This is a genomic window from Burkholderia sp. Bp9004 (assembly GCF_003858025.1).
Lineage (GTDB): Bacteria > Pseudomonadota > Gammaproteobacteria > Burkholderiales > Burkholderiaceae > Burkholderia > Burkholderia diffusa.
This window is the reverse complement of sequence record NZ_QTQD01000009.1, coordinates 1-21,062: the sequence shown is the minus strand read 5'-3', so window position 1 is coordinate 21,062 and position 21,062 is coordinate 1. Positions and strand designations below refer to the sequence as shown.

17 protein-coding genes are annotated in these 21,062 nt (G+C 67.6%); 11 read left to right on the top strand and 6 right to left on the bottom strand.

The genetic code is table 11. The features are described 5' to 3' along the window. Nucleotides 1-2: 2 nt before the first annotated feature. Together DIE08_RS12520 and DIE08_RS12515 are read right to left on the bottom strand one after the other, a co-directional pair. Nucleotides 3-1,031 (bottom strand): ABC transporter substrate-binding protein, encoded by a 1,029-nt coding sequence (locus DIE08_RS12520; protein ID WP_124902057.1) that lies wholly within the window; start codon nt 1,029-1,031, stop codon nt 3-5. Nucleotides 1,032-1,095: 64 nt separating this feature from the next. Beyond that, entirely contained in the window at nt 1,096-2,121 is a 1,026-nt protein-coding gene (locus DIE08_RS12515; RefSeq protein ID WP_124902056.1) for a substrate-binding domain-containing protein, read from the bottom strand. Between the two features lie 1,037 nt (nt 2,122-3,158). Here DIE08_RS12515 and DIE08_RS12505 point away from each other — a divergent pair. The 9 genes from DIE08_RS12505 to DIE08_RS12460 all read left to right on the top strand — a co-directional run bounded on the left by DIE08_RS12505 (nt 3,159) and on the right by DIE08_RS12460 (nt 14,398). Next, complete coding sequence (locus DIE08_RS12505; RefSeq protein ID WP_124902055.1) at nt 3,159-4,307, top strand: porin; 1,149 nt, start codon at nt 3,159-3,161, stop codon at nt 4,305-4,307. Nucleotides 4,308-4,652: 345 nt separating this feature from the next. Beyond that, on the top strand, nt 4,653-5,279 hold the full coding sequence (locus tag DIE08_RS12500) for a flavin reductase family protein (RefSeq protein WP_059603478.1): 627 nt from the start codon (nt 4,653-4,655) through the stop codon (nt 5,277-5,279). Between the two features lie 411 nt (nt 5,280-5,690). Beyond that, nucleotides 5,691-6,923: a 3-methyl-2-oxobutanoate dehydrogenase (2-methylpropanoyl-transferring) subunit alpha gene (locus DIE08_RS12495; protein ID WP_059603482.1), complete on the top strand. Its 1,233-nt coding sequence runs from the start codon at nt 5,691-5,693 to the stop codon at nt 6,921-6,923. A 2-nt stretch (nt 6,924-6,925) separates the two neighbouring features. Next, the gene (locus DIE08_RS12490; protein WP_059603485.1) at nt 6,926-7,969 is read left to right on the top strand and encodes an alpha-ketoacid dehydrogenase subunit beta; all 1,044 of its coding nucleotides are present in this window, start codon (nt 6,926-6,928) and stop codon (nt 7,967-7,969) included. 1 nt (nt 7,970) lies between these two features. Further along, nucleotides 7,971-9,308 (top strand): dihydrolipoamide acetyltransferase family protein, encoded by a 1,338-nt coding sequence (locus DIE08_RS12485; RefSeq protein WP_124902054.1) that lies wholly within the window; start codon nt 7,971-7,973, stop codon nt 9,306-9,308. 5 nt (nt 9,309-9,313) lie between these two features. Then, nucleotides 9,314-10,705, top strand: coding sequence for a dihydrolipoyl dehydrogenase (gene lpdA, locus DIE08_RS12480; RefSeq protein ID WP_124902053.1), 1,392 nt, complete (start codon nt 9,314-9,316; stop codon nt 10,703-10,705). 450 nt (nt 10,706-11,155) lie between these two features. Further along, nucleotides 11,156-11,785, top strand: coding sequence for an NAD(P)H-binding protein (locus DIE08_RS12470; protein ID WP_124902052.1), 630 nt, complete (start codon nt 11,156-11,158; stop codon nt 11,783-11,785). Between the two features lie 190 nt (nt 11,786-11,975). After that, nucleotides 11,976-12,653: an SOS response-associated peptidase family protein gene (locus DIE08_RS12465; RefSeq protein WP_124902051.1), complete on the top strand. Its 678-nt coding sequence runs from the start codon at nt 11,976-11,978 to the stop codon at nt 12,651-12,653. A 314-nt stretch (nt 12,654-12,967) separates the two neighbouring features. Then, a complete protein-coding gene (locus DIE08_RS12460) occupies nt 12,968-14,398 on the top strand; it encodes a cytosine permease (protein ID WP_124902050.1) in 1,431 nt (476 codons plus the stop codon). Nucleotides 14,399-14,513: 115 nt separating this feature from the next. On the opposite strand, the gene DIE08_RS12455 is transcribed toward DIE08_RS12460, so the two are convergent. Both DIE08_RS12455 and DIE08_RS12450 read right to left on the bottom strand, forming a co-directional pair. After that, nucleotides 14,514-15,719 carry an MFS transporter gene (locus tag DIE08_RS12455; protein WP_124902049.1) on the bottom strand — a complete coding sequence of 402 codons (1,206 nt, stop codon included), beginning with the start codon at nt 15,717-15,719 and terminating at the stop codon, nt 14,514-14,516. Between the two features lie 504 nt (nt 15,720-16,223). Next, entirely contained in the window at nt 16,224-17,135 is a 912-nt protein-coding gene (locus DIE08_RS12450) for a LysR family transcriptional regulator (protein WP_124623184.1), read from the bottom strand. A 172-nt stretch (nt 17,136-17,307) separates the two neighbouring features. Here DIE08_RS12450 and DIE08_RS12445 point away from each other — a divergent pair, with 172 nt between their 5' ends. Next, nucleotides 17,308-18,228 (top strand): pyridoxal-phosphate dependent enzyme, encoded by a 921-nt coding sequence (locus DIE08_RS12445; RefSeq protein WP_124902048.1) that lies wholly within the window; start codon nt 17,308-17,310, stop codon nt 18,226-18,228. Nucleotides 18,229-18,498: 270 nt separating this feature from the next. Here the strand turns inward: DIE08_RS12445 and DIE08_RS12440 are convergent, their stop codons facing one another. Together DIE08_RS12440 and DIE08_RS12435 are read right to left on the bottom strand one after the other, a co-directional pair. Next, a complete protein-coding gene (locus tag DIE08_RS12440) occupies nt 18,499-19,614 on the bottom strand; it encodes a DUF2242 domain-containing protein (RefSeq protein ID WP_124902047.1) in 1,116 nt (371 codons plus the stop codon). 126 nt (nt 19,615-19,740) lie between these two features. Further along, nucleotides 19,741-20,634: a LysR family transcriptional regulator gene (locus DIE08_RS12435; protein WP_124902046.1), complete on the bottom strand. Its 894-nt coding sequence runs from the start codon at nt 20,632-20,634 to the stop codon at nt 19,741-19,743. Between the two features lie 107 nt (nt 20,635-20,741). Between DIE08_RS12435 and DIE08_RS12430 the strand changes: the two genes are divergently transcribed. Then, the coding region (locus DIE08_RS12430) for a TerC family protein (protein WP_375142006.1) at nt 20,742-21,062 on the top strand (321 nt) is incomplete at its 3' end.

Here is a 21,062-nt window from a genome sequence, read left to right as displayed (position 1 = left end):
GCTTACTGCATCACCTGCAGGTATTGTTGGCCGAACGCCTGCTGACCGGCGGCCATCTTGCCGAAGTCGACCGATTTCGCCCGCGCATATTCGCTCGCCGGCAGGAACTTCGCGGCGACGTCGGCACCGAGCGTCTGCGCGCGCACCGGACGCAGGTATGCGTTGGCCCACAGCTTCTGGCCTTCGTCGGACAGCACGAAGTCGAGCACCTTCCTGCCGTTCGCATCGTGCGGCGCGCCCTTGACGAGGCTCATCACGTACGGCACCGCGATCGTGCCTTCCTTCGGGATCACGAACTCGACGTTCGCGTGATCCTTGTACTTCGCGCGATACGCGTCGAAGTCGTAGTCGAGCAGGATCGGAATCTCGCCGGACAGCACGCGCGCATACGCGGTCTGCTTCGGCACGATAGGCGCGTTGGCCTTCAGCTTGCGGAACCAGTCGAGCGCCGGCTTGAAGTTGTCGAGGCTGCCGCCGAGCGCCTGGTTGACGGCGACCGCGCCCGCATAGCCGACGAACGCGCTCGACGGATCGAGGTAGCCGACCATCCCCTTGTATTCGGGCTTCAGCAGGTCGGCCCACGAGCGCGGAACCGGCTTGCCCTCGAGCGCGTCCTTGTTCACGAAGAAGCCGAGCGTGCCCGAGTGGATCGCGAACCAGTAGCCCTGCGGGTCTTTCAGGTTCGCGGGGATGTCGTTCCAGTGCGCGGGCTTGTACGGTGCGATCACGTCGTTGTCCTTCGCCTGGAACGCCGACGACACGCCGAGATAGACGACGTCGGCGACCGGGCTCTTCTGCTCGGCGATCAGCTGCGCGATCGCCTGGCCCGAGTTCTTGTTGTCGAACGGCACGCGGATGCCGGTCTTCTGCTTGATCGCCGCGATCTGCGCGGCCCAGTCTGCCCATTCGGGCGGGCAGTTGTAGCAGATCGCGGTTTCGTCGGCGTGGGCGGCGGGTGCGAACGCGACGAGCGCGGCGCAGGCGAGGGGTGCCGCGAGCACGCGCAGCAGCGAGGTCAGGCGAAAGGACACGGTGGGTCTCCGGGCAGGGTAAGGGTATGTCGCCGCGCCGTGCGCGATGGCGCGGCGCGTGCGTTCAGGCCTGGTGCAACTGAAGGTCGGCGGCCGGCGGCGCGACCGTCGCGCCGTCGCGCACGGCATGCGGCAGGATCAGCGACGTGCGCTCGATCGTCGTGCCGCCGATGCATTCGACGAGACGCCGCCATGCATGGCGGCCGATGTCCTGGTTCGGCGTCGCGACGCTCGCGAGCGGCGGCGCGAGCAACTCGCCGATCGCGATGCCGTCGAAGCCGAGCACCGACAGGTCGTCGGGAATCGAGAAGCCCGCGCGGCGCAGGCCGCGCATGACGACCATCGCGAGCAGGTCGTTGCTGCAGAAGAGGGCGGTCGGGCGCGTGGCCTGCGCGGTGAGGTGCGCGAGCACCGCGTCGGGCAACTCGGCCGCGTTGAAGTCGACTTCGACCGGCGGCAGCGTCGCGACGCCGGCTTCCTCGAGTGCCTGCGCGTAGCCGAGATGGCGCTGGCGTGCGCGATCCGACGCGGCGAGCGAGCCGGCCAGCATCAGCACGCGGCGATGACCGCGCGCGGTCAGCAGACGGACGCCGTCATAGGCGGCGCGGCGGTTGTCGACCGACACCGACGGGCGGCGTTGCGTGTCGTTGTGCATCAGCACGTAATGCGGGCCGTCGCGGTCGAGCATGTCGAGCAGCGGATGCGTGTCCGCATCGGCGACGGTCAGGATCAGCCCCTCGACGCGCTGCTCGCGCAGCGTCTCGATCGCATGGCGCTCGCGCGCCGCATCGTATTCGGTCGTCATCAGGATCAGCTTGAAGCCGGCCGCGGTCGCGAGTTCGTCGATGCCCTGCAGGCAGTCGGCGAAGACCGGGTTCGACAGCGTCGGCACGACGACGCCGACGAGCCGCGTGCGCTCGCCGCGCAACTGCCGGCCGAGCGGGCTCGGGCGGAACTGCAGCGTGTCGATGGCGGTGCGGATCGTCGCCAGCGTGGCGGGGCTGACGGTGTGCGGCGCGTTGATCGCGCGCGAGACGGTGGCGATCGAGAAGCCGGCGAGCGCGGCGACGTCCTTGATGGTCGGGGTCATGAAGTTACGCGATGTAAACGTTTTCGGCAGGGAAATTATCGAAAACGTTTGTGACCTCGCGATGACGCGCGAGACGTCTGTTTCGCGAGCAGCACGACACAAACATCTGACGTTTGGCGCCCGGCGAGCGGGGCGGATTCGATTGTATCGGCGGATGCTGCGGCGCGGGACGAAATCGATGAAGGTGTCGCGTCGATGTCGATGACGGCGGATAGATCGGGGCGCGGACGGTGTGGGCCGACATGCTGCATCGCGATGCAATGCGCGTGAATCCCCTAACGCATGTGCAAGCAATGGTAGAATCGCGTCCGCCCTTTTGCCGGGGTGATGAAATTGGTAAACATAGCGGACTTAAACGATTGAGTGCCCGGCCGGAAACGGTCGGTGCAGAACCCTTCAAATTCGGCGAAACCCCTGATGCGCGCATCGAGGCAACGCCGAGCCAAGCCTCGCGGTACAGCTCAAGCGAGGAAGGTGTAGAGACTAGACGGGGGGCGCCTAAGGCGCACGGGCGGCGATCACGCCCGCGCGCGACGGCGAAGGCATAGTCCAGCGCACGAACGGCTTCGTTTCGACGCCGCCGGCTTTGAAAGAAGCAGTGTGACGAAAATCCGCCGCCTTGATTGGCTTGCCGGTTCAAGTCCGGTCCCCGGCACCAGATTCGCTTCAATGCGATGCCATGAAGTTCAGAAGACCCGCGAGAAACACGTTTCTCGCGGGTTTTTTGTTTTCAGGCCCTGCACGGGTGCCATTCACGTCCGAGGGCATGCGGGTGTATGCCGGCATATGGGTACGGGCTGTTACGCGTCGCACGTCGTCGCCCCCGATGAAGTGGTCTTTACCGCCTTGCTATCCGGTTTCCGTGCCGAAAAATAGTCTCCGTTCCGGAGAGCACCTTTCCGCTGCCGGTCACTAACAGTAGAAAAACGGCTCATTACACTGCGCCCGTCGCATCGCGGGATACATCGACGCGGCACGCATTCGCAGCGCGCAAGCCTTGCGACCAGCAAACGAGAGACCTTGGGGGGTAAATCATCATGAACAAGCGTTGGGGGATCATCGTGCCCGCCGCGTTGCTTGCCACCGCCGCGCATGCACAAAGCAGCGTGACGCTCTACGGCAAGATCGAGGACGGTATCAACTACACGAGCAACGCACGCGGCCACGGTACCGTGCAACTGCAAAGCGGCTACGATTACGGCAGCCGCTGGGGCATCAGGGGTACAGAGGACCTCGGCGGAGGCTACCAGGCCATCTTCACGCTCGAGAGCGGTTTCGACGTCAACAACGGGAAAATGAGCCAGGGCGGCCGGGAATTCGGCCGTCAGGCTTTCGTCGGCATCGCGTCGGAGCGTTACGGCACCGTGACGTTCGGCCGCCAGTACGATCCGAGCGTCGACATTTTCTCGCCGCTCACCGCGAACGGAAACTGGACCGGCTATCTGTTTGCGCATCCCTACGACAACGACAACACCGATTACTCGTTCCGGGTGAACAACTCGGTGAAATACGTGTCGCCCGTGTGGCACGGGATTACCGCGGAAGCCATGTACGGATTCAGCAATCAGGCGGGCGGCTTTGCGAACAATCGTCTGTATGGCGCCGCGCTGCAGTACCAGCAGGGCGGGCTGACGGTCGGCGCGTCGTATTTGAAGATCAACAACGCACACAATGGCGATACGACCGGCGCGATCACCGGCGACAACACGTTCGATGCGTCGTCGCAGCAGAACATCGGCATCGGCGTGAACTACGCGTTTGCGAATGCGCTCGTCGGGTTCACATACTCGCACGTGGATGTGTACGATCCGACGTCCAATGCGTATTTCACCGGGACGACGCAGCCGGCCGGCGGCACATGGAACGCGTGGAAATTCGATAACTTCGAGGTCAACGGGCTCTATCATTTCACGCCCGCGTTATACCTCGGCGCGGCTTACACCTATACGCAGGCCCGTGTCGCCTCGACGGTCGGCTCGTTCAATCCGAAGTGGCATCAGCTGAGCACGAAGTTGAATTACGACATGTCGAAGCGCACGTCGGTATTCGTGGAAGGGGTCTATCAGCATGCAATGAACGCACACACCGGGACCGACTTCGACTACGCGTACGTTCCGGGCGCGGCCGACATCTCGTCGAGCCCGAACCAGTACGTCGTGCGTGTCGCGCTACTGCATCATTTCTGACACGGCTGCTGTTCGCGGGCACCGTTCGCCAGCCACCGCATCGGCCCGCACGCGATAGCGTGAAGGATCGCGGGCCGTTCTCCTCTTGCAGTGGTGCCGGACGGGTGGATCGCGTGGAGTCCGGCCTCGATAAGACCCGCGAGATGCCATGCACTCGCGGGTTTTTCATTGTGCGCGCCGCCCGCATCGGCGTTGCAACGCTGCCCGCGGTGCAGCTTCGCTGCGACGAACGTGAGGCCATGTGATACTTGGAACACACGTCGCGCCGCACGCATGTGCTTCACCGGCACACGCACCTGCGCCGAGCGCTTTCAACACAATTTGCCTGTCGCAACACGATCCGCCATGACCGATTCGAACTACCACTATTACGAACCGTCGCAAGGCCACGGGCTGCCGCACGACCCGCTGAACGCGATCGTGGGTCCGCGCCCGATCGGCTGGATTTCATCCCGAGGCGCCGACGGCACGCTGAACCTCGCGCCGTACAGCTTCTTCAACGCGTTCAACTATCGTCCGCCGATCATCGGCTTTTCGAGCACCGCCGCGAAGGACAGCCTGCGCAACGTGCAGGAAACCGGCGAGTTCGTCTGGAACCTCGCGACGCGCGACCTTGCCGAGCGGATGAACCAGACCTGTGCCGCGGTGCCGTATGGCGTCAACGAATTCGAACTCGGCGGCCTGACCGCGATTGCGTCGCGCCTCGTCGACGTGCCGCGCGTGGCGGAAAGTGGCGTGAACTTCGAATGCAAGGTGACCGACGTGATCCGGCTGCGCGATCACCGCGGCGTCGAGACACCGGCGACGCTGGTGCTCGGCGAGGTCATCGCCGTGCATATCCGTCATGACCTGCTGAAGGACGGCATCTTCGACACGTTCGGCGCGGGCATCATCCTGCGCGCCGGCGGCCCATCGGCCTACGTGCACGTGACGCCCGGCAGCCGCTTCGACATCGCGCGCCCCGACGCGTGATTCATCGCCCGCCGGGGCTAGCCGGCCAGCCGGCCAAGCTGGCGCGCAAGCGCCCCGACGCACCGAGACCCCGCCGGGATCCAGGATTTCGCGGGGTCTTTTGCTTCGTATCGTCCGATATGACCGCGGTGTGCCGATCGGTCCGGCCTCGACACGCACGCTTCACCGGCCGTTGACGCAGCGCAGCACGGGCGGCGCGCGTTCACGCCGCCGCCAGCATCGATCGTCCATCGACCCCGCCATGGCAAATCTGCTCACCCGCAACGAGCGGGTTGGCCATCGACGTTTCGCGCCATAAGGCATAAATTTCCAAGGTTGGCGCGCTTACCCGTGCGCCAGCTCGCGCGTGAGCCGGCAACCGGCCGCGCGTTTCCATCAGCGTGAGACACAATCGAGCGTGGAGACGACACGATGAGCCTGTCAGAGCCATTGCGTCTGCATGTGCCGGAGCCCACCGGGCGTCCGGGCTGCAAGACGGATTTTTCCTATCTGCATCTATCGCCGGCAGGCGCGGTTCGCCGCCCGCCGATCGACGTTGCGCCGGCGGATACCGCCCATCTCGCCCGCAGCCTGGTGCGCGTGCTCGACGACCACGGCGAAGCCCTCGGCCCGTGGGCGCCGGACCTCGACGATGCGCGCCTGATCGCGGGGATGCGCGCGATGCTCAAGACCCGCATCTTCGACGCGCGCATGATGATCGCGCAGCGTCAGAAGAAAATCTCCTTCTACATGGTGAGCCTCGGCGAAGAGGCGATCGGCGCCGCGCATGCGATGGCGCTGCGTCATGGCGACATGTGCTTCCCGACTTACCGCCAGCAAAGCATCCTGATTGCGCGCGACGTGTCGCTCGAACGGATGATCTGCCAGTTGATGTCGAACGAAGGCGATCCGCTGAAGGGGCGCCAGCTTCCGGTCATGTATTCGGACCGCGAAGCCGGCTTCTTCTCGATCTCGGGCAATCTGGCCACGCAGTTCATCCAGGCGGTCGGCTGGGCGATGGCGTCGGCGATCAAGGGCGACACGAAGATCTCGTCCGCATGGATCGGCGACGGCGCGACCGCGGAATCCGACTTTCACACCGCGCTGACGTTCGCGCACGTGTATCGCGCGCCGGTCGTGCTGAACGTCGTCAACAACCAGTGGGCGATCTCGACGTTCCAGGCGATCGCGGGTGGCGAGGGGACGACGTTCGCCGGGCGCGGCGTCGGCTGCGGCATCGCTTCGCTGCGCGTCGACGGCAACGACTTCCTCGCGATCTACGCGGCATCGACCTGGGCGGCCGAACGCGCGCGCCGCAATCTCGGCCCGACGCTGATCGAGTGGGTGACCTATCGCGCCGGCGCGCACTCGACGTCGGACGATCCGACCAAATACCGGCCGAGCGACGACTGGGCACATTTTCCGCTCGGCGATCCGATCGCCCGCTTCAAGCAGCACCTGATCGCGAAGGGCATCTGGTCGGACAGCGCGCACGACGCGCTCACGGCCGAGCTGGAGGCCGAGGTGATGGCCGCGCAGAAGGAAGCGGAGAAGTTCGGGACGCTGGCCGACGACCGGATTCCGTCGCCGGCCTCGATGTTCGACGACGTGTACAAGGAGCTGCCCGCGCATCTGCGTCGTCAGCGCCAGGAACTGGGAGCCTGATCATGGCGCAACATGAAACGACGACGGCATCGGCGCAGCCGATGACGATGATCCAGGCGCTGCGCTCCGCGATGGACGTGATGCTCGGCCGCGACGACGACGTGGTCGTGTTCGGGCAGGACGTCGGCTACTTCGGCGGCGTGTTCCGCTGCACCGAGGGGCTGCAGGCCAAGTACGGCAAGTCGCGCGTGTTCGATACGCCGATCTCGGAAGGCGGGATCGTCGGCGCCGCAGTCGGGATGGGCGCGTATGGATTGCGGCCGGTCTGCGAGATCCAGTTCGCGGACTACTTCTATCCGGCGTCCGACCAGATCGTGTCGGAAGGCGCGCGGCTGCGCTATCGCTCCGCGGGCCAGTTCACGGCGCCGATGACGATCCGGATGCCGTGCGGCGGCGGCATCTACGGCGGCCAGACGCACAGCCAGAGCCCGGAGGCGATGTTCACGCAGGTCTGCGGATTGCGTACGGTGATGCCGTCGAATCCGTACGACGCGAAAGGACTCCTGATCGCCTCGATCGAGAACGACGATCCGGTGATCTTCCTCGAACCGAAACGCCTGTACAACGGGCCGTTCGACGGCCATCACGAGCGTCCCGTCACGTCGTGGCTCAAGCATCCGGGCAGCGCGGTGCCGGAAGGCTATTACACGGTGCCGCTCGATACGGCTGCCGTCGTGCGGCCCGGCAACGACTTGACGGTGCTGACGTACGGCACGACCGTGCACGTGTCGCTGGCCGCCGCCGAGGAGACCGGCATCGATGCGGAAGTGATCGACCTGCGCACGCTGTGGCCGGTCGATCTCGACACGATCGTCGCGTCGGTGCGCAAGACCGGCCGCTGTGTGGTGGTGCATGAAGCGACGCGCACCTGCGGCTACGGCGCGGAGCTGGTGTCGCTCGTCCAGGAGCACTGCTTCTACCATCTGGAAGCGCCGATCGAGCGGACGACCGGCTGGGACACGCCGTATCCGCACGCGCAGGAATGGGCGTATTTCCCCGGCCCGGCGCGGGTCGGCGAAGCGTTGCGACGCGTGATGGAGGCCTGAGATGGGGATTCATGTCATCAAGATGCCGGATATCGGCGAAGGGATTGCCGAGGTCGAGCTGGTGGCCTGGCACGTGCAACCGGGGCAGACGATCGCCGAAGACCAGCCGCTCGCCGATGTGATGACCGACAAGGCGGCGGTGGAGATTCCGTCGCCGGTGGCCGGCAAGGTGCTGGAGCTTGGCGGGCGAATCGGCGAGATGATGGCGGTCGGCAGCGAGTTGATTCGTCTCGAAGTCGAAGGCGACGGCAACCTGAAGCCGGGCGCGAAGGCGCGCGATGCCGGCGCGGAGGTGACGCAGCCTCCGGCGGCGGTCGATGTGCGTGCGGAGCCGTCGTCCATCGCTGAGGGATCCGAAACACATGCGTCACCGACGGCGACGCCGCCTGCCGCGTCGCGCGTGCCGGCCGAGACGCGCCGCGCGGAACACGCGGTGCCGCCGCGCGCGGCGCTCGCGCCGGGCGAACGGCCGCTCGCGTCGCCGGCGGTGCGCCAGCGCGCATGGGACATGGGCATCGAGCTGCGCTACGTGCGCGGCACCGGCGAAGCCGGGCGGATCCTGCATGCGGACCTCGATGCGTACGCACGCACGGGCGGCGGCGCGCCGCGCGGATCCCAGGCGCGCGGCTACGACGAGCGCAACGACGAAACCGACGTGCCGGTGATCGGCCTGCGGCGCGCGATCGCGCGCAAGATGCAGGAAGCGAAGCGCCGCATTCCGCACTTCAGCTACGTCGAGGAGCTCGACGTCACCGAGCTCGAATCGCTGCGCGCCGAGCTGAACCGGCGCCACGGCGACACGCGCGGCCGGCTCACGCCGCTGCCGCTGCTGATTCGCGCGATCGCGATCGCGCTGCGCGATTTCCCGCAGATCAACGCGCGCTACGACGACGAAGCCGGTGTGGTCACGCGCTACGGCGCGGTGCACGTGGGCGTCGCGACGCAGACGGACGGCGGTCTCACGGTGCCGGTCCTGCGTCACGCGGAAGCGCGCGACGTGTGGTCGATCTCGGCGGAAATCGCGCGGCTCGCCGACGCGGTGCGCGCGAACCGCGCGCAGCGCGACGAACTGACCGGCTCGACGATCACGATCTCGAGCCTCGGCGCACTCGGCGGCATCGTGTCGACGCCGGTCATCAATCATCCCGAGGTCGCAATCGTCGGCGTGAACCGGATCGTCGAGCGACCGATGATCCGCGACGGCGCGATCGTCGCGCGCAAGATGATGAACCTGTCGTCGTCGTTCGACCATCGCGTCGTCGACGGCGCGGATGCGGCCGAATTCATCCAGGCCGTGCGCGGGTTGCTCGAGCGTCCGGCGCTGCTGTTCGTGGAGTGAGCGCGATGAAGAACGAACACACCACGTTGCTCGTGATCGGGGGCGGGCCGGGCGGTTACGTCGCTGCGATTCGCGCGGGGCAGCTCGGCATTCCGACGGTGCTGGTCGAGCGCGAACGGCTCGGCGGCACGTGCCTGAACATCGGCTGCATTCCGTCGAAGGCGCTGATCCATGTCGCCGATGCGTTCGAGCAGGCGTGCGGGCAGGCCGGCGACGGGATGCTCGGGATTCGCGTGCGCACGCCGGAGATCGACATCGCGAAAAGCGTCGCGTGGAAGGACGGCATCGTCGAGCGACTCACGCGCGGCGTCGGCGCGCTGCTGAAGAAGCACGGCGTGCGCGTGTTGCACGGCGATGCGCGCGTCGTCGACGGCAAGACGGTCGACGTCGTCGCCGGCGACCACACGACGCGGATCGCATGCGAGCACCTGTTGCTCGCGTCGGGTTCGGAACCGGTCGCGCTGCCGTCGATGCCGTTCGGCGGCCACGTCGTGTCGTCGACCCAGGCGCTGTCGCCCGCGTCATTGCCGAAGCGGCTGATTGTCGTCGGCGCCGGGTACATCGGGCTCGAACTCGGATTCGTCTATCGCAAGCTCGGCGTCGACGTCGGCATCGTCGAGGTGGCCGAACGCGTGCTGCCCGCATACGACGCGGAACTCGCGAAGCCGGTCGCCGATTCGCTCGCGCGGCTCGGCGTCGGGCTCTGGCTGGGCCACAAGGTGCTGGGCCTCGCGAGCGACGGCGCGGTGCGCGTGCAGGCGCCCGACGGCGAGGAGAAGACGCTGCCGGCCGATCGCGTGCTGGTCGCGGTCGGCCGCCGGCCGCGCGTCGACGGCTTCGGGCTCGAATCGCTGCCGCTCGATCGCAATGGCCGCGCACTGCGCATCGATGACGAATGCAGGACGTCGATGCGCAACGTATGGGCGATCGGCGACGTCGCCGGCGAGCCGATGCTCGCGCATCGCGCGATGGCGCAGGGCGAGATGGTGGCCGAGCTGATCGCCGGGCGCCGCCGCAAGTTCACGCCGGCATCGATCCCGGCCGTGTGCTTCACCGATCCCGAGGTCGTCACGTCCGGCTGGTCGCCCGACGACGCGAAGGCGGCCGGCGTCGACTGCATCAGCGCGTCGTTCCCGTTCGCGGCGAACGGCCGCGCGATGACGCTGCAGGCGACCGATGGCTTCGTGCGCGTCGTCGCGCGGCGCGACACGCATCTGATCGTCGGCTGGCAGGCGGTCGGGCGCGGTGTGTCGGAACTGGCCGCGGCGTTTTCGCAGTCGCTCGAGATGGGCGCGCGGCTCGAAGACATCGGAGGCACGATCCACGCGCATCCGACGCTCGGCGAAGCGATGCAGGAGGCGGCGTTGCGCGCGCTGGGGCATGCGTTGCATGTGTGATCTCCGCGTCGTTGCTCATATCGATCGAAGCCCCGCCACGGCGGGGCTTTTTTGTGTGCGCGGGTTACGCACACGGCCGTTCGACCGTCCGCCGTAGCTGAAGAGCGACGCTGCTGAACACGAGCGAGCACAGGCTCACGCGCCGGCTGCAGGAAGAGGGCGCATGCTTCGGCGACATCTCGAATGCGGTGCGCAAGACGCACGCGCAGGCGCTGGTCGCCGAAGGGCGGTTGTCGATCAAGGAAAATCGCGGCGGAACTGGGGTTCAGCGACTTGTCGCCGTTCTCGCAGGCGCACAAGCGCTGGACCAGCGTCGCGCCGAGCGTGTCGTGGCTGGCGGGGAACGCGCTCGTAGCGGGCGGGATGCGGGTTGCGGTTGACCCTCCCGCGCGGACCGTTCATCGTGTCGGTTCCACGCCGATTCACCGGCCTCACACGGAATGACCTGCCATGAAACTGTTGCTCGTCGGCGCGACCGGACTCGTCGGGCGTCACGTCCTTGAAGCCGCGCTGGCCGATGCGCGGGTGGACCAGGTCGTCGTGCTCGCGCGCCGGCCGTTGTCGCCGCATCCTAAGATGCGCGCGCTGGAGGTCGACTTCGATCATCTGCCCGAGGCGGCCGACTGGTGGCACGCCGACGCGGTGATCTGCACGCTCGGCACCACGATGCGCGTCGCCGGCTCGCAGGCCGCATTTCGACGCGTCGATCACGACTATCCGCTCGCGGTTGCGCATCTCGCGCATCGGTCCGGCACGCCGACCTACGTGCTGAATTCCGCGCTCGGCGCCGATCCGGGCTCGCGCATCTTCTACAACCGCGTGAAGGGCGAGGTCGAGCGCGCGCTCGCGGGCATCGGGTTCGCGTCGCTGACCTGCGTGCGACCGGGCCTGATCGGCGGCAGCCGCGACGAATTCCGGTTCGGCGAACGGATGCTGGTGCTTGCGTTGAGCGTCGCCGGGCCGCTGCTGCCGCGGAAGTGGCGCGTGAATCCCGCGCCGCGCATTGCCCGCGCGCTGCTCGACGCCGCGCTCGAGGCGCGCCCGGGCGTGCATGTGATCGGATCGGAGCGGTTGGCCTGAACCGGAACGGGCGACGACGCGCTGCCGACGGCACGGATGAACGAACGGACGGCCTGCACCGGCTGTTCGCGCACGACGCCGTCAAGCGGGCCGAACTGCTGTAAGACTGTTTCGTCACACCACGCAATGGCGGACAAGTGGCTGCACGCTGACCTACGATGAAGACATCGCGTCCATCGTCTGCCCAACCGTGTGCACCCACTACCGCGCCCCTGATGAAGACCCGGGTATCAGCGAGCTGAGGATCGGCATCGGCGACCTGTTTCGTCGCGCTCCGTGGGAGCCCGACGTCTATCCGGATTACGCGGCACCGATCGCGCGTGCCGACGGTGACGGCCTCGCGGTCGTTCGCGCGGTGTTCGGCTTCTGGCCGAAGTTCATGCAGCCCGAGCGTCTCGACGAGAACGGCCGTAAGCGAAAGAAGCTCGATACGGTGAACGCGCGCGCGGAAACGATCGGTTCGTCGCGACTCTACGGCAACGCCTGGCGCAACGGCCAGCGCTGCCTGATTCCACTGCGCTGGATCTTCGAGCCGTGCTACGAAACGGGCCGCAACGTATGGCACCGGATCGGTGTCGACGGCTGGCAACCGTGCTGCGTCGCCGGCCTCTGGCGGCGTTACGAAACCGCCGATGGCCATGAGTGCATCGGCATGACGATGCTCACGGTCAATGCCGACGATCATCCGGTGTTCGCGCGCATGCATCGGCCCGGCGACGAGAAGCGGGGCGTCGTGATCCTGCGTCGCGACGACTACGACGAATGGCTGCATGCGCGCGACGTCGAGGCTGCGCGGCGCATGCTGACGCTCCTTCCCGCCGGCGACATGGTCGCCGCATCCGATCAGGTGTCGCCCGCCGGCACCTGAGGTTTCGTTTTCCCTGCATTTTTCATACGTTCAACTGACGCATCCGGCCGCCGGATGTGCTCGGCTTTCCCGGGCGATCCGCAAAACTGCCAGACACCGGGTAATCACCGATATCAGCCATGTTGTATATACAAGATGATCCGCTGGCACTCTCGGCGCGGGTCGTGCCGGCTGCGCGCCCGCGTGCGGACCTTGCGTGGTGCGTGCCCCGGCGATCCACGGCGCGCCGCACCCGACGAGTCGAAGGGGCGGCTCGGCACGTTCCCCGTCTCGTCCAAACCATTTGCGATCCTCAGTATCCTGGAGATTTTCCCGTGTCGACGAATCCCAATGGAAAAGCCGGTGGTCTGATCGAGGTACGCTCGATCGATTTCATTCCCGACGCCGAACGCCACGGCGGCCTGTTGAGCCAGTTCACGCTGTGGCTGTCGGCGAACATGCAGATCACGGCCATCGTCACGGGGGCGCTGGCGGTCGTGCTCGGCGGCGACGTGTTCTGGTCGCTGGTCGCGCTGCTGCTCGGCCAGTTCGTCGGCGGCGCGGTGATGGCGTTGCACGGCGCGCAGGGGCCGCAACTCGGCTTGCCGCAGATGATCTCGAGTCGCGTGCAGTTCGGCGTCTACGGCGCGATGATCCCGATCGTGCTCGTGTGCCTGATGTACATCGGTTTTTCCGCCAGCGGCTCGGTGCTCGCCGGGCAGGCCGTCGCGCAACTGCTGCACGTCGACGACGCGGCCGGCATCCTGCTGTTCGCGGCCGTGATCGTCGTGCTGACGGTGTTCGGCTATCGTGCGATCCACTTCGTCGGCCGGATCGCGAGCGTGGTCGGCATCGTCGCTTTCGTCTACATGTTCGCGCAGCTGTTCGCGAACCACGACGTCGGCGCGCTGCTCGCGAACCGGCACTTCTCGCTCGCGAGCTTCCTGCTGTCGATGTCGCTGTCCGCGTCGTGGCAGATTGCGTTCGGCCCGTACGTCGCCGATTATTCGCGCTACCTGCCGCGTTCGACGTCGTCGGTCGCCACGTTCCTCGCGGTTGGCCTCGGCTCGGTGATCGGCGCGCAGGCGGCGATGGTGTTCGGCGTGTTCGCGGCCGCGCTGGCCGGCAGCCAGTTCGCGCACCATGAGGTGTCCTACATCGTCGGCCTCGGCTCGACGGGCGCCGTGGCTGCGTTGCTGTATTTCACCATCGCGTTCGGCAAGGTGACGGTGACGGCACTCAACGCGTACGGCAGCTTCATGTCGATGGCGACGATCGTCAGCGGTTTCCGCGGCAAGGGCGCGGTGTCGTCACGCAGCCGTCTCGGGTACATCTTCGGGATGATCTGCGTGTCGACGCTGATCGCGCTCGCCGGCCGCCATTCGTTCCTGAAGGAATTCACCGCGTTCATCCTGTTCCTGCTCGCGTTCTTCACGCCTTGGAGCGCGATCAACCTGGTCGACTATTACTGCTTCACGCGCTCGCGCTACGATGTGCCGGCGCTGTCCGATCCGGACGGCCGCTATGGCCGCTGGAACGTGATGGCGATCACGATCTACGTGGTCGGCATCCTCGTGCAGCTGCCGTTCATGTCGACGCATATCTACACGGGCCCGCTCGTCGACGCGCTCGGCGGCACCGACATCTCGTGGATCCTCGGCCTCGTCGTGCCTGCCGTGCTGTACTACGTCGGTGCGCGTGCATCGCGACGCAGCATCCCCGAGCGCCTGATCCTGCCGCTCGAACGCGGCGAGGTTCAGCACTGAACTGACTGACGCATCGCGTCGCCCGCGTGCCGGCAGGCAGCCGAGCTGTCCATGCCGGTGCGTGCGTTTCCTGCTTGCGGTGCCGCGTACCGGCACCGTGCGGATCGCCGTGTGCTTACGAACGCGCGGCGACCGGCGCGCGGCGGCGCTGGATCATCTGCAGTGCGACCAGCGCGAGTCCCGCCGCGGCGATCAGCCCGCCGACGAGCGGCACCGCCCCATAGCCGAAGCCGGCCGAAATCGCCGCGCCGCCGGCCGCCGCGCCGAGCGCGTTGCCGAGATTGAACGCGCCGATGTTGACGGCCGAGGCGAGGCCCGGCGCTTCGTGTGCGGCACGCATCACGCGCATCTGCAGCGGCGGGACCACCGCGAACGTCGCGACACCCCAGACGAGCAGCGTGACCGCGGCACCGACATGCGTGCGGGCGAGCAGCGAGAACGCGGCCATCGTCATGATCAGCAGCGCGAGGAAGCCGATGAGCGTGCCGTCGAGCGAGCGGTCGGCGAGGCGGCCGCCGGCGATGTTGCCGATCGAGAAGCCGACGCCGATCAGCACGAGCATCGCGGTGACGAAGCCGGGTGTCGCGCCGGTCAGGTGTTCGAGCGTCGGGGCGACATACGTGTACAGCGTGAACATCGCGCCGGCGCCGAGCACCGTGGTCCCGAGCGCGCCGAGTACGACGGGGCGCGTGAGCACGGACAGTTCGGCACGCAGGTTCGGCATCTTGCCGGGTGCGCCCTTCGGCAGGGCGGCCAACAGGCCGGCGATCGCGATCAGGCCGAGCGCCGCGGTTGCCGCGAACGACATGCGCCAGCCGATCATCTGGCCGAGCCAGGTCGCGGCCGGCACGCCGCCGACGTTCGCGATCGTGAGGCCCATGAACATCGTCGCGACCGCGCTGGCCTGCTTTTCACGCGGCACGAGGCTCGCCGCGACCACCGAGCCGAGCCCGAAGAACGCGCCGTGGTTGAGGCTCGTGACGAGCCGTGCGAGCAGCAGCGTCGTGTAGTCCGGCGAGACGGCCGACAACAGGTTGCCGATCGTGAAGATCGACATCAGCGCGATCAGCGCCGAGCGATGCGACCAGCGCGCGAGCAGCAGCGTCATCAGCGGCGCGCCGACCATCACGCCGATCGCATACGCGCTGATCAGCATGCCTGCCTGCGGAATCGACACGTGCACGCCGTCGGCGATCACGGGCAAGAGGCCCATCGGCGAGAACTCGGTCGTGCCGATGCCGAAGGCCCCGGCGGCGAGCGCCAGCAGCGGCAGCGCGGCGCTGCCGCCCGGGCGGGAAGGGGAAGAAGTCGTGCTGTTCACGCGATGAGCTCCTGCAAGCATTGGGCAACGGCACCGGGCCATTGCGGACAGGGTGAAGTGTGCCTGCATTACTTTTGCGGAAAAAGCCGCGCTCTGGCGAAATTATCTTGATTCGATATCAACAATCCGGAGTCGAGGCGGCATGCGCGTGCGGCCCGTGGGGCGCAGGTTTCAGCGATTCGTCGGCGCGGCTCGCCGTCGAAAAGAGCCCCGGTCACAGGGGGACCGTGACCGGGGCGAAAAGCATCCGCTCTTTGGCACGAGGGTTGGATGCGGGCGCAGTATATTTCGGGGCATAGGCTTTCGAACTGACGTTTAACGGCCTCTTTTCGTGCCAATTTAACAATTCCGACGTGACGGCGTCATTCGCCTTCGATCTGAAAGATTTTTCGTCGGTCCGAGCGGATGTTTAGTGCGCGATGACGGCGAAGCCGGCTGAATCCACGGCCATGCGACGAGGCGGAATCCACCGCCCGCGCGCGGATTGCGCGTGCCGGCGATCGATCATTCCGCCTGGCCGGCCGCGTCGCGCACCGCTTCGAGAAACCGCGCGACGACGGGAGACGCCGGTACCGCCGCCCCGTCGAATACGAACTCGATGTCGAAGCGGCTCGCGAGTTCGTCGAGCGCGACGAGCCGGACCGTGCGCGGGCACGTCGGCGACGCGCTTTCCGGCACGAATGCGCAGCCCATGCCGGCCGCCACGAGACCGATCAGCGTCGGGATGTCGCTACCCACCTGCGCGATGCGCGGCGTGAAGCCGGCCTGTTCGCACTGCACCATCAGGAAGCGGTGGTGCGCGGCGGAGCGCTGCGCGTCGAACCAGACGAACGGTTCGTGTGCGACGTCGGCGAGCGTGCGCGGCGCGCGGAAGCGGCCGCCGGGCGGCGCGGGCATCGCGAGCACGAAGCGGTCGCTCAGCAGCCGCACGCCCGACAGATGCGGCGCTTCGTCTCGGCGCCACGCCATGATGCCGCCGTCGAGCTGGCCGCGCGTCAGCGCTGCCGCCTGTTCGGCAGACAGCATCGGCGCGATCGATAGCTTCACGTCCGGACACGCGTCGCGAAACGCCTTCAGCACGTTCGCGACGACCGGCAGCGGCAGGCAGTTCGGCAGCGCGCCGAGGCGCAACTCGCCGAGCTGGCCGGACGCGCTGCGCAATGCGCGTTCGCGGCTGTCCTGCAACGTCGCGAGCAGGCCCGTCGCATCCTGCAGGAAACTCGCGCCGGCCGCCGTCAGCGTGACGCCCGTCGCGCGGCGGATCAGCAGCGGCGTGCCGATCGCATCCTCGAGTTCGCGAATCTGCCGCGACAGCGCAGGCTGGACGATGCCGGCCGCGCGGGCGCCGGCCATCACGCTGCCGGCTTGCGCGACGGCCACGAAGTAACGCAGGTGACGCAGTTCGATCTGGCGCATGCGGTGTCGACTCCGGTTGTCGGCCTTGATTCGGTGGATATGCCTGTCAAGCATAGCAAGTGCCATTCGATGGTATTGGAAAAGCATGGCGGACGTGCCGTACGATGATCGACGTTGCCGGGCCCGTTCACGGGCCGCGTGCGTTCCCTTTGTCCCGACCGTGTCCCGCACCATGCCGCTTCATATCCAGACCCCCTATATCCGCTCGCAAATCGCGTCGCGCCGTCTCGGCAAGCACATCCGATTGAAGCTCGACGCGCTGCAGCCGTCCGGTTCGTTCAAATTGCGCGGCATCGGCGCGATATGCGAAGCGCGGCATGCGGCCGGTGCGCGCCGGTTCGTGTCGTCGTCGGGCGGGAATGCGGGCATCGCGGTCGCGTATTGCGGTCGCGAGCTCGGCGTGCCGGTGCTCGTCGCCGTGCCGGAAACCGCGTCGGCCCGCGCGCGGGCGCTGATCCGCGCAGAGGGCGCGGAGGTGGTCGTACACGGCGCGAGCTGGGTCGAGGCGAACGCTTACGCGCTGTCGGCCGTCGGTGCGCAGGACGCGTTCGTGCATCCGTTCGACGACCCCGTGCTGTGGCAGGGGCACGCGACGATGATCGACGAGATGGCGGCGGCCGGCCCGAAACCCGACGCGGTCGTGCTCGCGGTCGGTGGGGGCGGGCTGCTGTGCGGCGTCCTCGAGGGGCTCGCACGCAACGGCTGGCACGACGTGCCGGTCGTCGCGGTCGAGACGGAGGGCGCGGACAGCTATGCGCGCTCGGTCGCGCAGGGGCATCCGGTCGAATTGCCGGCGATCACGAGCATCGCGACGTCGCTCGGCGCGAAGCGGCCTTGCGACGCGGCGGTCGAGTGGGCGAAGCGGCACGCGATCCATCCGGTCGTCGTGTCGGATGCGCAGGCGGTGGCTGCGTCGCTGCGGTTCGTGGACGAGCACCGGATCGTCGTCGAGCCGGCGTGCGGCGCCGCGCTGGCCGCGCTCGAACAGTCGGTGCCGGTGCTTGCTCGTGCGTCGGATATCGCGGTGATCGTGTGCGGCGGCGTGACGGCGACGGCCGAGCAGTTGCAGACGCTGAACGCGACGTTGCAGTAACGCGGTGGCGCGCGTGCCGCGGCGCAGCCGGGCGGAGATGCGGGCGAAGACGTAACGACGGCGTGATCGCGCGGCGGGAATGATCGGGGGCGTCCGAGGACCCGGGATTCATGTGGTCCGCGCGACGGGTTGCACTCGATCGCCGGTCACGTTACGGCGCGCATGCGCAACCGGCCTTCGGGTGTACGACGATCACGTGGCGCGGCGGGGAAGGGCGCACATGGCGCGCCGCGCGCGACGGGCGCACGACGCGGAGAGACGGTCGCGCGATCAGTTCGCGGACGGCGCGCTGGCACCGGTCGGTGCGGACGAGGCGACTGGATCGGCGGCAGCGGGCGCGGGCGCCTTGTCCGCCGATACCGGAGCAGCATTCGCGGGGGCAGGTGCCGAGGCTGCCGGGGCAGGCGCGGCCGATGCCGACGTTGGTGCAGTTCGCGTGGCAGCGGCAGGCGTCGATGCGGGCGGTGCCGAGGCAGACGCGGGCGTCCGAACGGAGGCAGGTGCCGAAGCCGACATCGAAGCAGGCACAGCCGACGCGGGTGCCGGAGCGGATGCCGAGGAGGAAGCCGGGACTGCGGCCGAAGCCGATGCCGAGGGCGAAGCCGGCACGCCACCCCGCATCGCCGCCGGCGCGACCACGGCCGATGCCGCAGGCGAGGCAGGCGCGGCCGACATGCCCGAAGCCGGCGCGACGCCCGGCCCCGACAGCGGCACCGGCGCGGCGGGCGGCGTCGGCACGACCGGCGTCGTCATCTTCATCGGCTCGCCCTGCGGCGTCGGCGCGGGTTCGGGCAGTGGGGTGACGGGTTCCTTCTCGGCCGCCTTCACGGTCGCGCGGTCGCGGCGGGCCGGATCGATCTTCAGAAAATGCTCGACGAGGTTGAAGAAGCGCTCATAGAACACGCCGGCGGGAATCGTCTCGCTGGCGGTCTTGACGAGCGCGTCGTCGCTCGACCCGATCGGCAGCGACAGCGAGCCGAACACGCTGAGCCCGACGCTCGCTGACGTATTCGACTTCTTCAGCGTGTAGCGGTCCTGCACCGCGTTCACGTACGCGATGCTCGACGAGCCGTCGGCATTCGCGTCGGCGCACACGACGTGAAACTCGATCACGACGTGCATGTCGTTGCTCGGCTGGAAATTCTTGCTGCCGTCGACCGCATCGTTGCGCGACGACGACACCACATAGCCCTGGCTCAGCAGCGCGCGCCGCGCGGCCTCGCAGGACGCGTCGGATTTCGAGCGGAACGTGTGCGCGTACGGGCTGCTCGTTGCGTCGAACTGCTCCTGCTGGTAGATCGGCTTGGGCGGCGACGAGCACGCCGCCAGCACGGTCGCGGCCGCGAGCGCGCACGAAACGGAAAACAGGCGAAATCGGTTGTGCATGGCGTCTTTCAGAAGGCTCGGCGAGATGCGCGGGGCTGCGGGCGCAGCGGCGGGGCCGGTGCGATGCGCGTGGCAATCTCGTATGGCCGGGGCGTCATTATAGTTTCGTTTGATGTCGCGCTCGCTTCAGGCGGTCGGCGCCGGCCGCGCGGCGGCGAGCAGTCGCGACGCCAGCGGGTGGTGTTCGCCGCGCCGCGAGCGGATCGCATGGATCTCCTCGGTCACGTCGCCCGCGCGGCCGAGCCGGCGCAGCCCGCGCAGCAGCGACGCGTCGTTCGCGCCGAGTTCGCTGAGCGGAAACACGCCCAGGCCGCGCGCCGCGAACACGGCCATCAGCGCGCTGTCCTCGAATTCCCCGGCCACGCGCGGCACGATCCGTTCCCGTTCCAGCCACAGGTCGAGGCGGGCGCGCAGCGCCGAGTGGGCGGTCGGCAGCAGCACCGGCAGCTCGGCGAGGCACTGCGGAAAGCGCTGCCGCGCAGCCGGCGTGACGAGTGCCGCGGGTCCGTACCAGTCGACCGGCGACGCGACGAGCCGCTCGCTCGTCACGCGCAGGTTCGACCCCGACGGCGCGCCCTGGCCCGCCAGCACGAGGTCGAGGTGATGCAGCGCCAGTTCCGCGAGCAGCGCGTCGTGCTCGCCCTCGTGGCACAGCAGCCGCAGCGTGGGCGTATCCAGCACGGGCGCGAGGATCGCGTGCGCGGCGAGCTTGGAGATGCCGTCGGCGAGCCCGACCGCGAGCCGCACAGTCGGCTGGCTGGCCGCCGCGCGCACTTCGTCGGGAATCAGCCGGCCCATCTCGAAGATGACCTCCGCGCGCGCATATGCGGCCTGGCCGGCGTCGGTCATCGCGACGCCGCGCCCGGCGGGGCGCAACAACTGGTGCCCGAGCGCCTTCTCGAGCTCGCGCACCTGCGCGCTGATCGTCTGTACGGCCATGTCGAGCCGCGCGGCCGCGCGCGCGAAGCCGCCTTCCTTCACGACGACCCAGAAATAGTACAGATGTCGGAAATTGAGCATCGGATCGTAATTTCGGAAAAACCGAACCAAAAATCAGATTCTCTCTGATTTTTACGAAGTTCGTGGCGGCATATCATCTGGCTTTCCACTTTCGTATCGGCCCATTCATGGACTACCTGCTGACGCTTGCCGCCGACCCCGCCGTCTGGGCCGCGCTCCTCACGCTCGTCGTGATGGAAGTCGTGCTCGGCATCGACAACCTGATCTTCATCTCGATCCTCAGCAACAAGCTGCCCGAAGCGCAGCGCGCCCGCACGCAGCGCCTCGGTATCGCGCTCGCGCTCGTGATGCGCCTCGCGTTGCTCGGCAGCGTCGCGTGGATCGCGAGCCTCACCGAACCCGTATTCACCCTGTTCGATCACGCGTTCTCGTGGCGCGACATGATCCTGCTGTCGGGCGGCCTGTTCCTCGTGTGGAAGGCGACCACC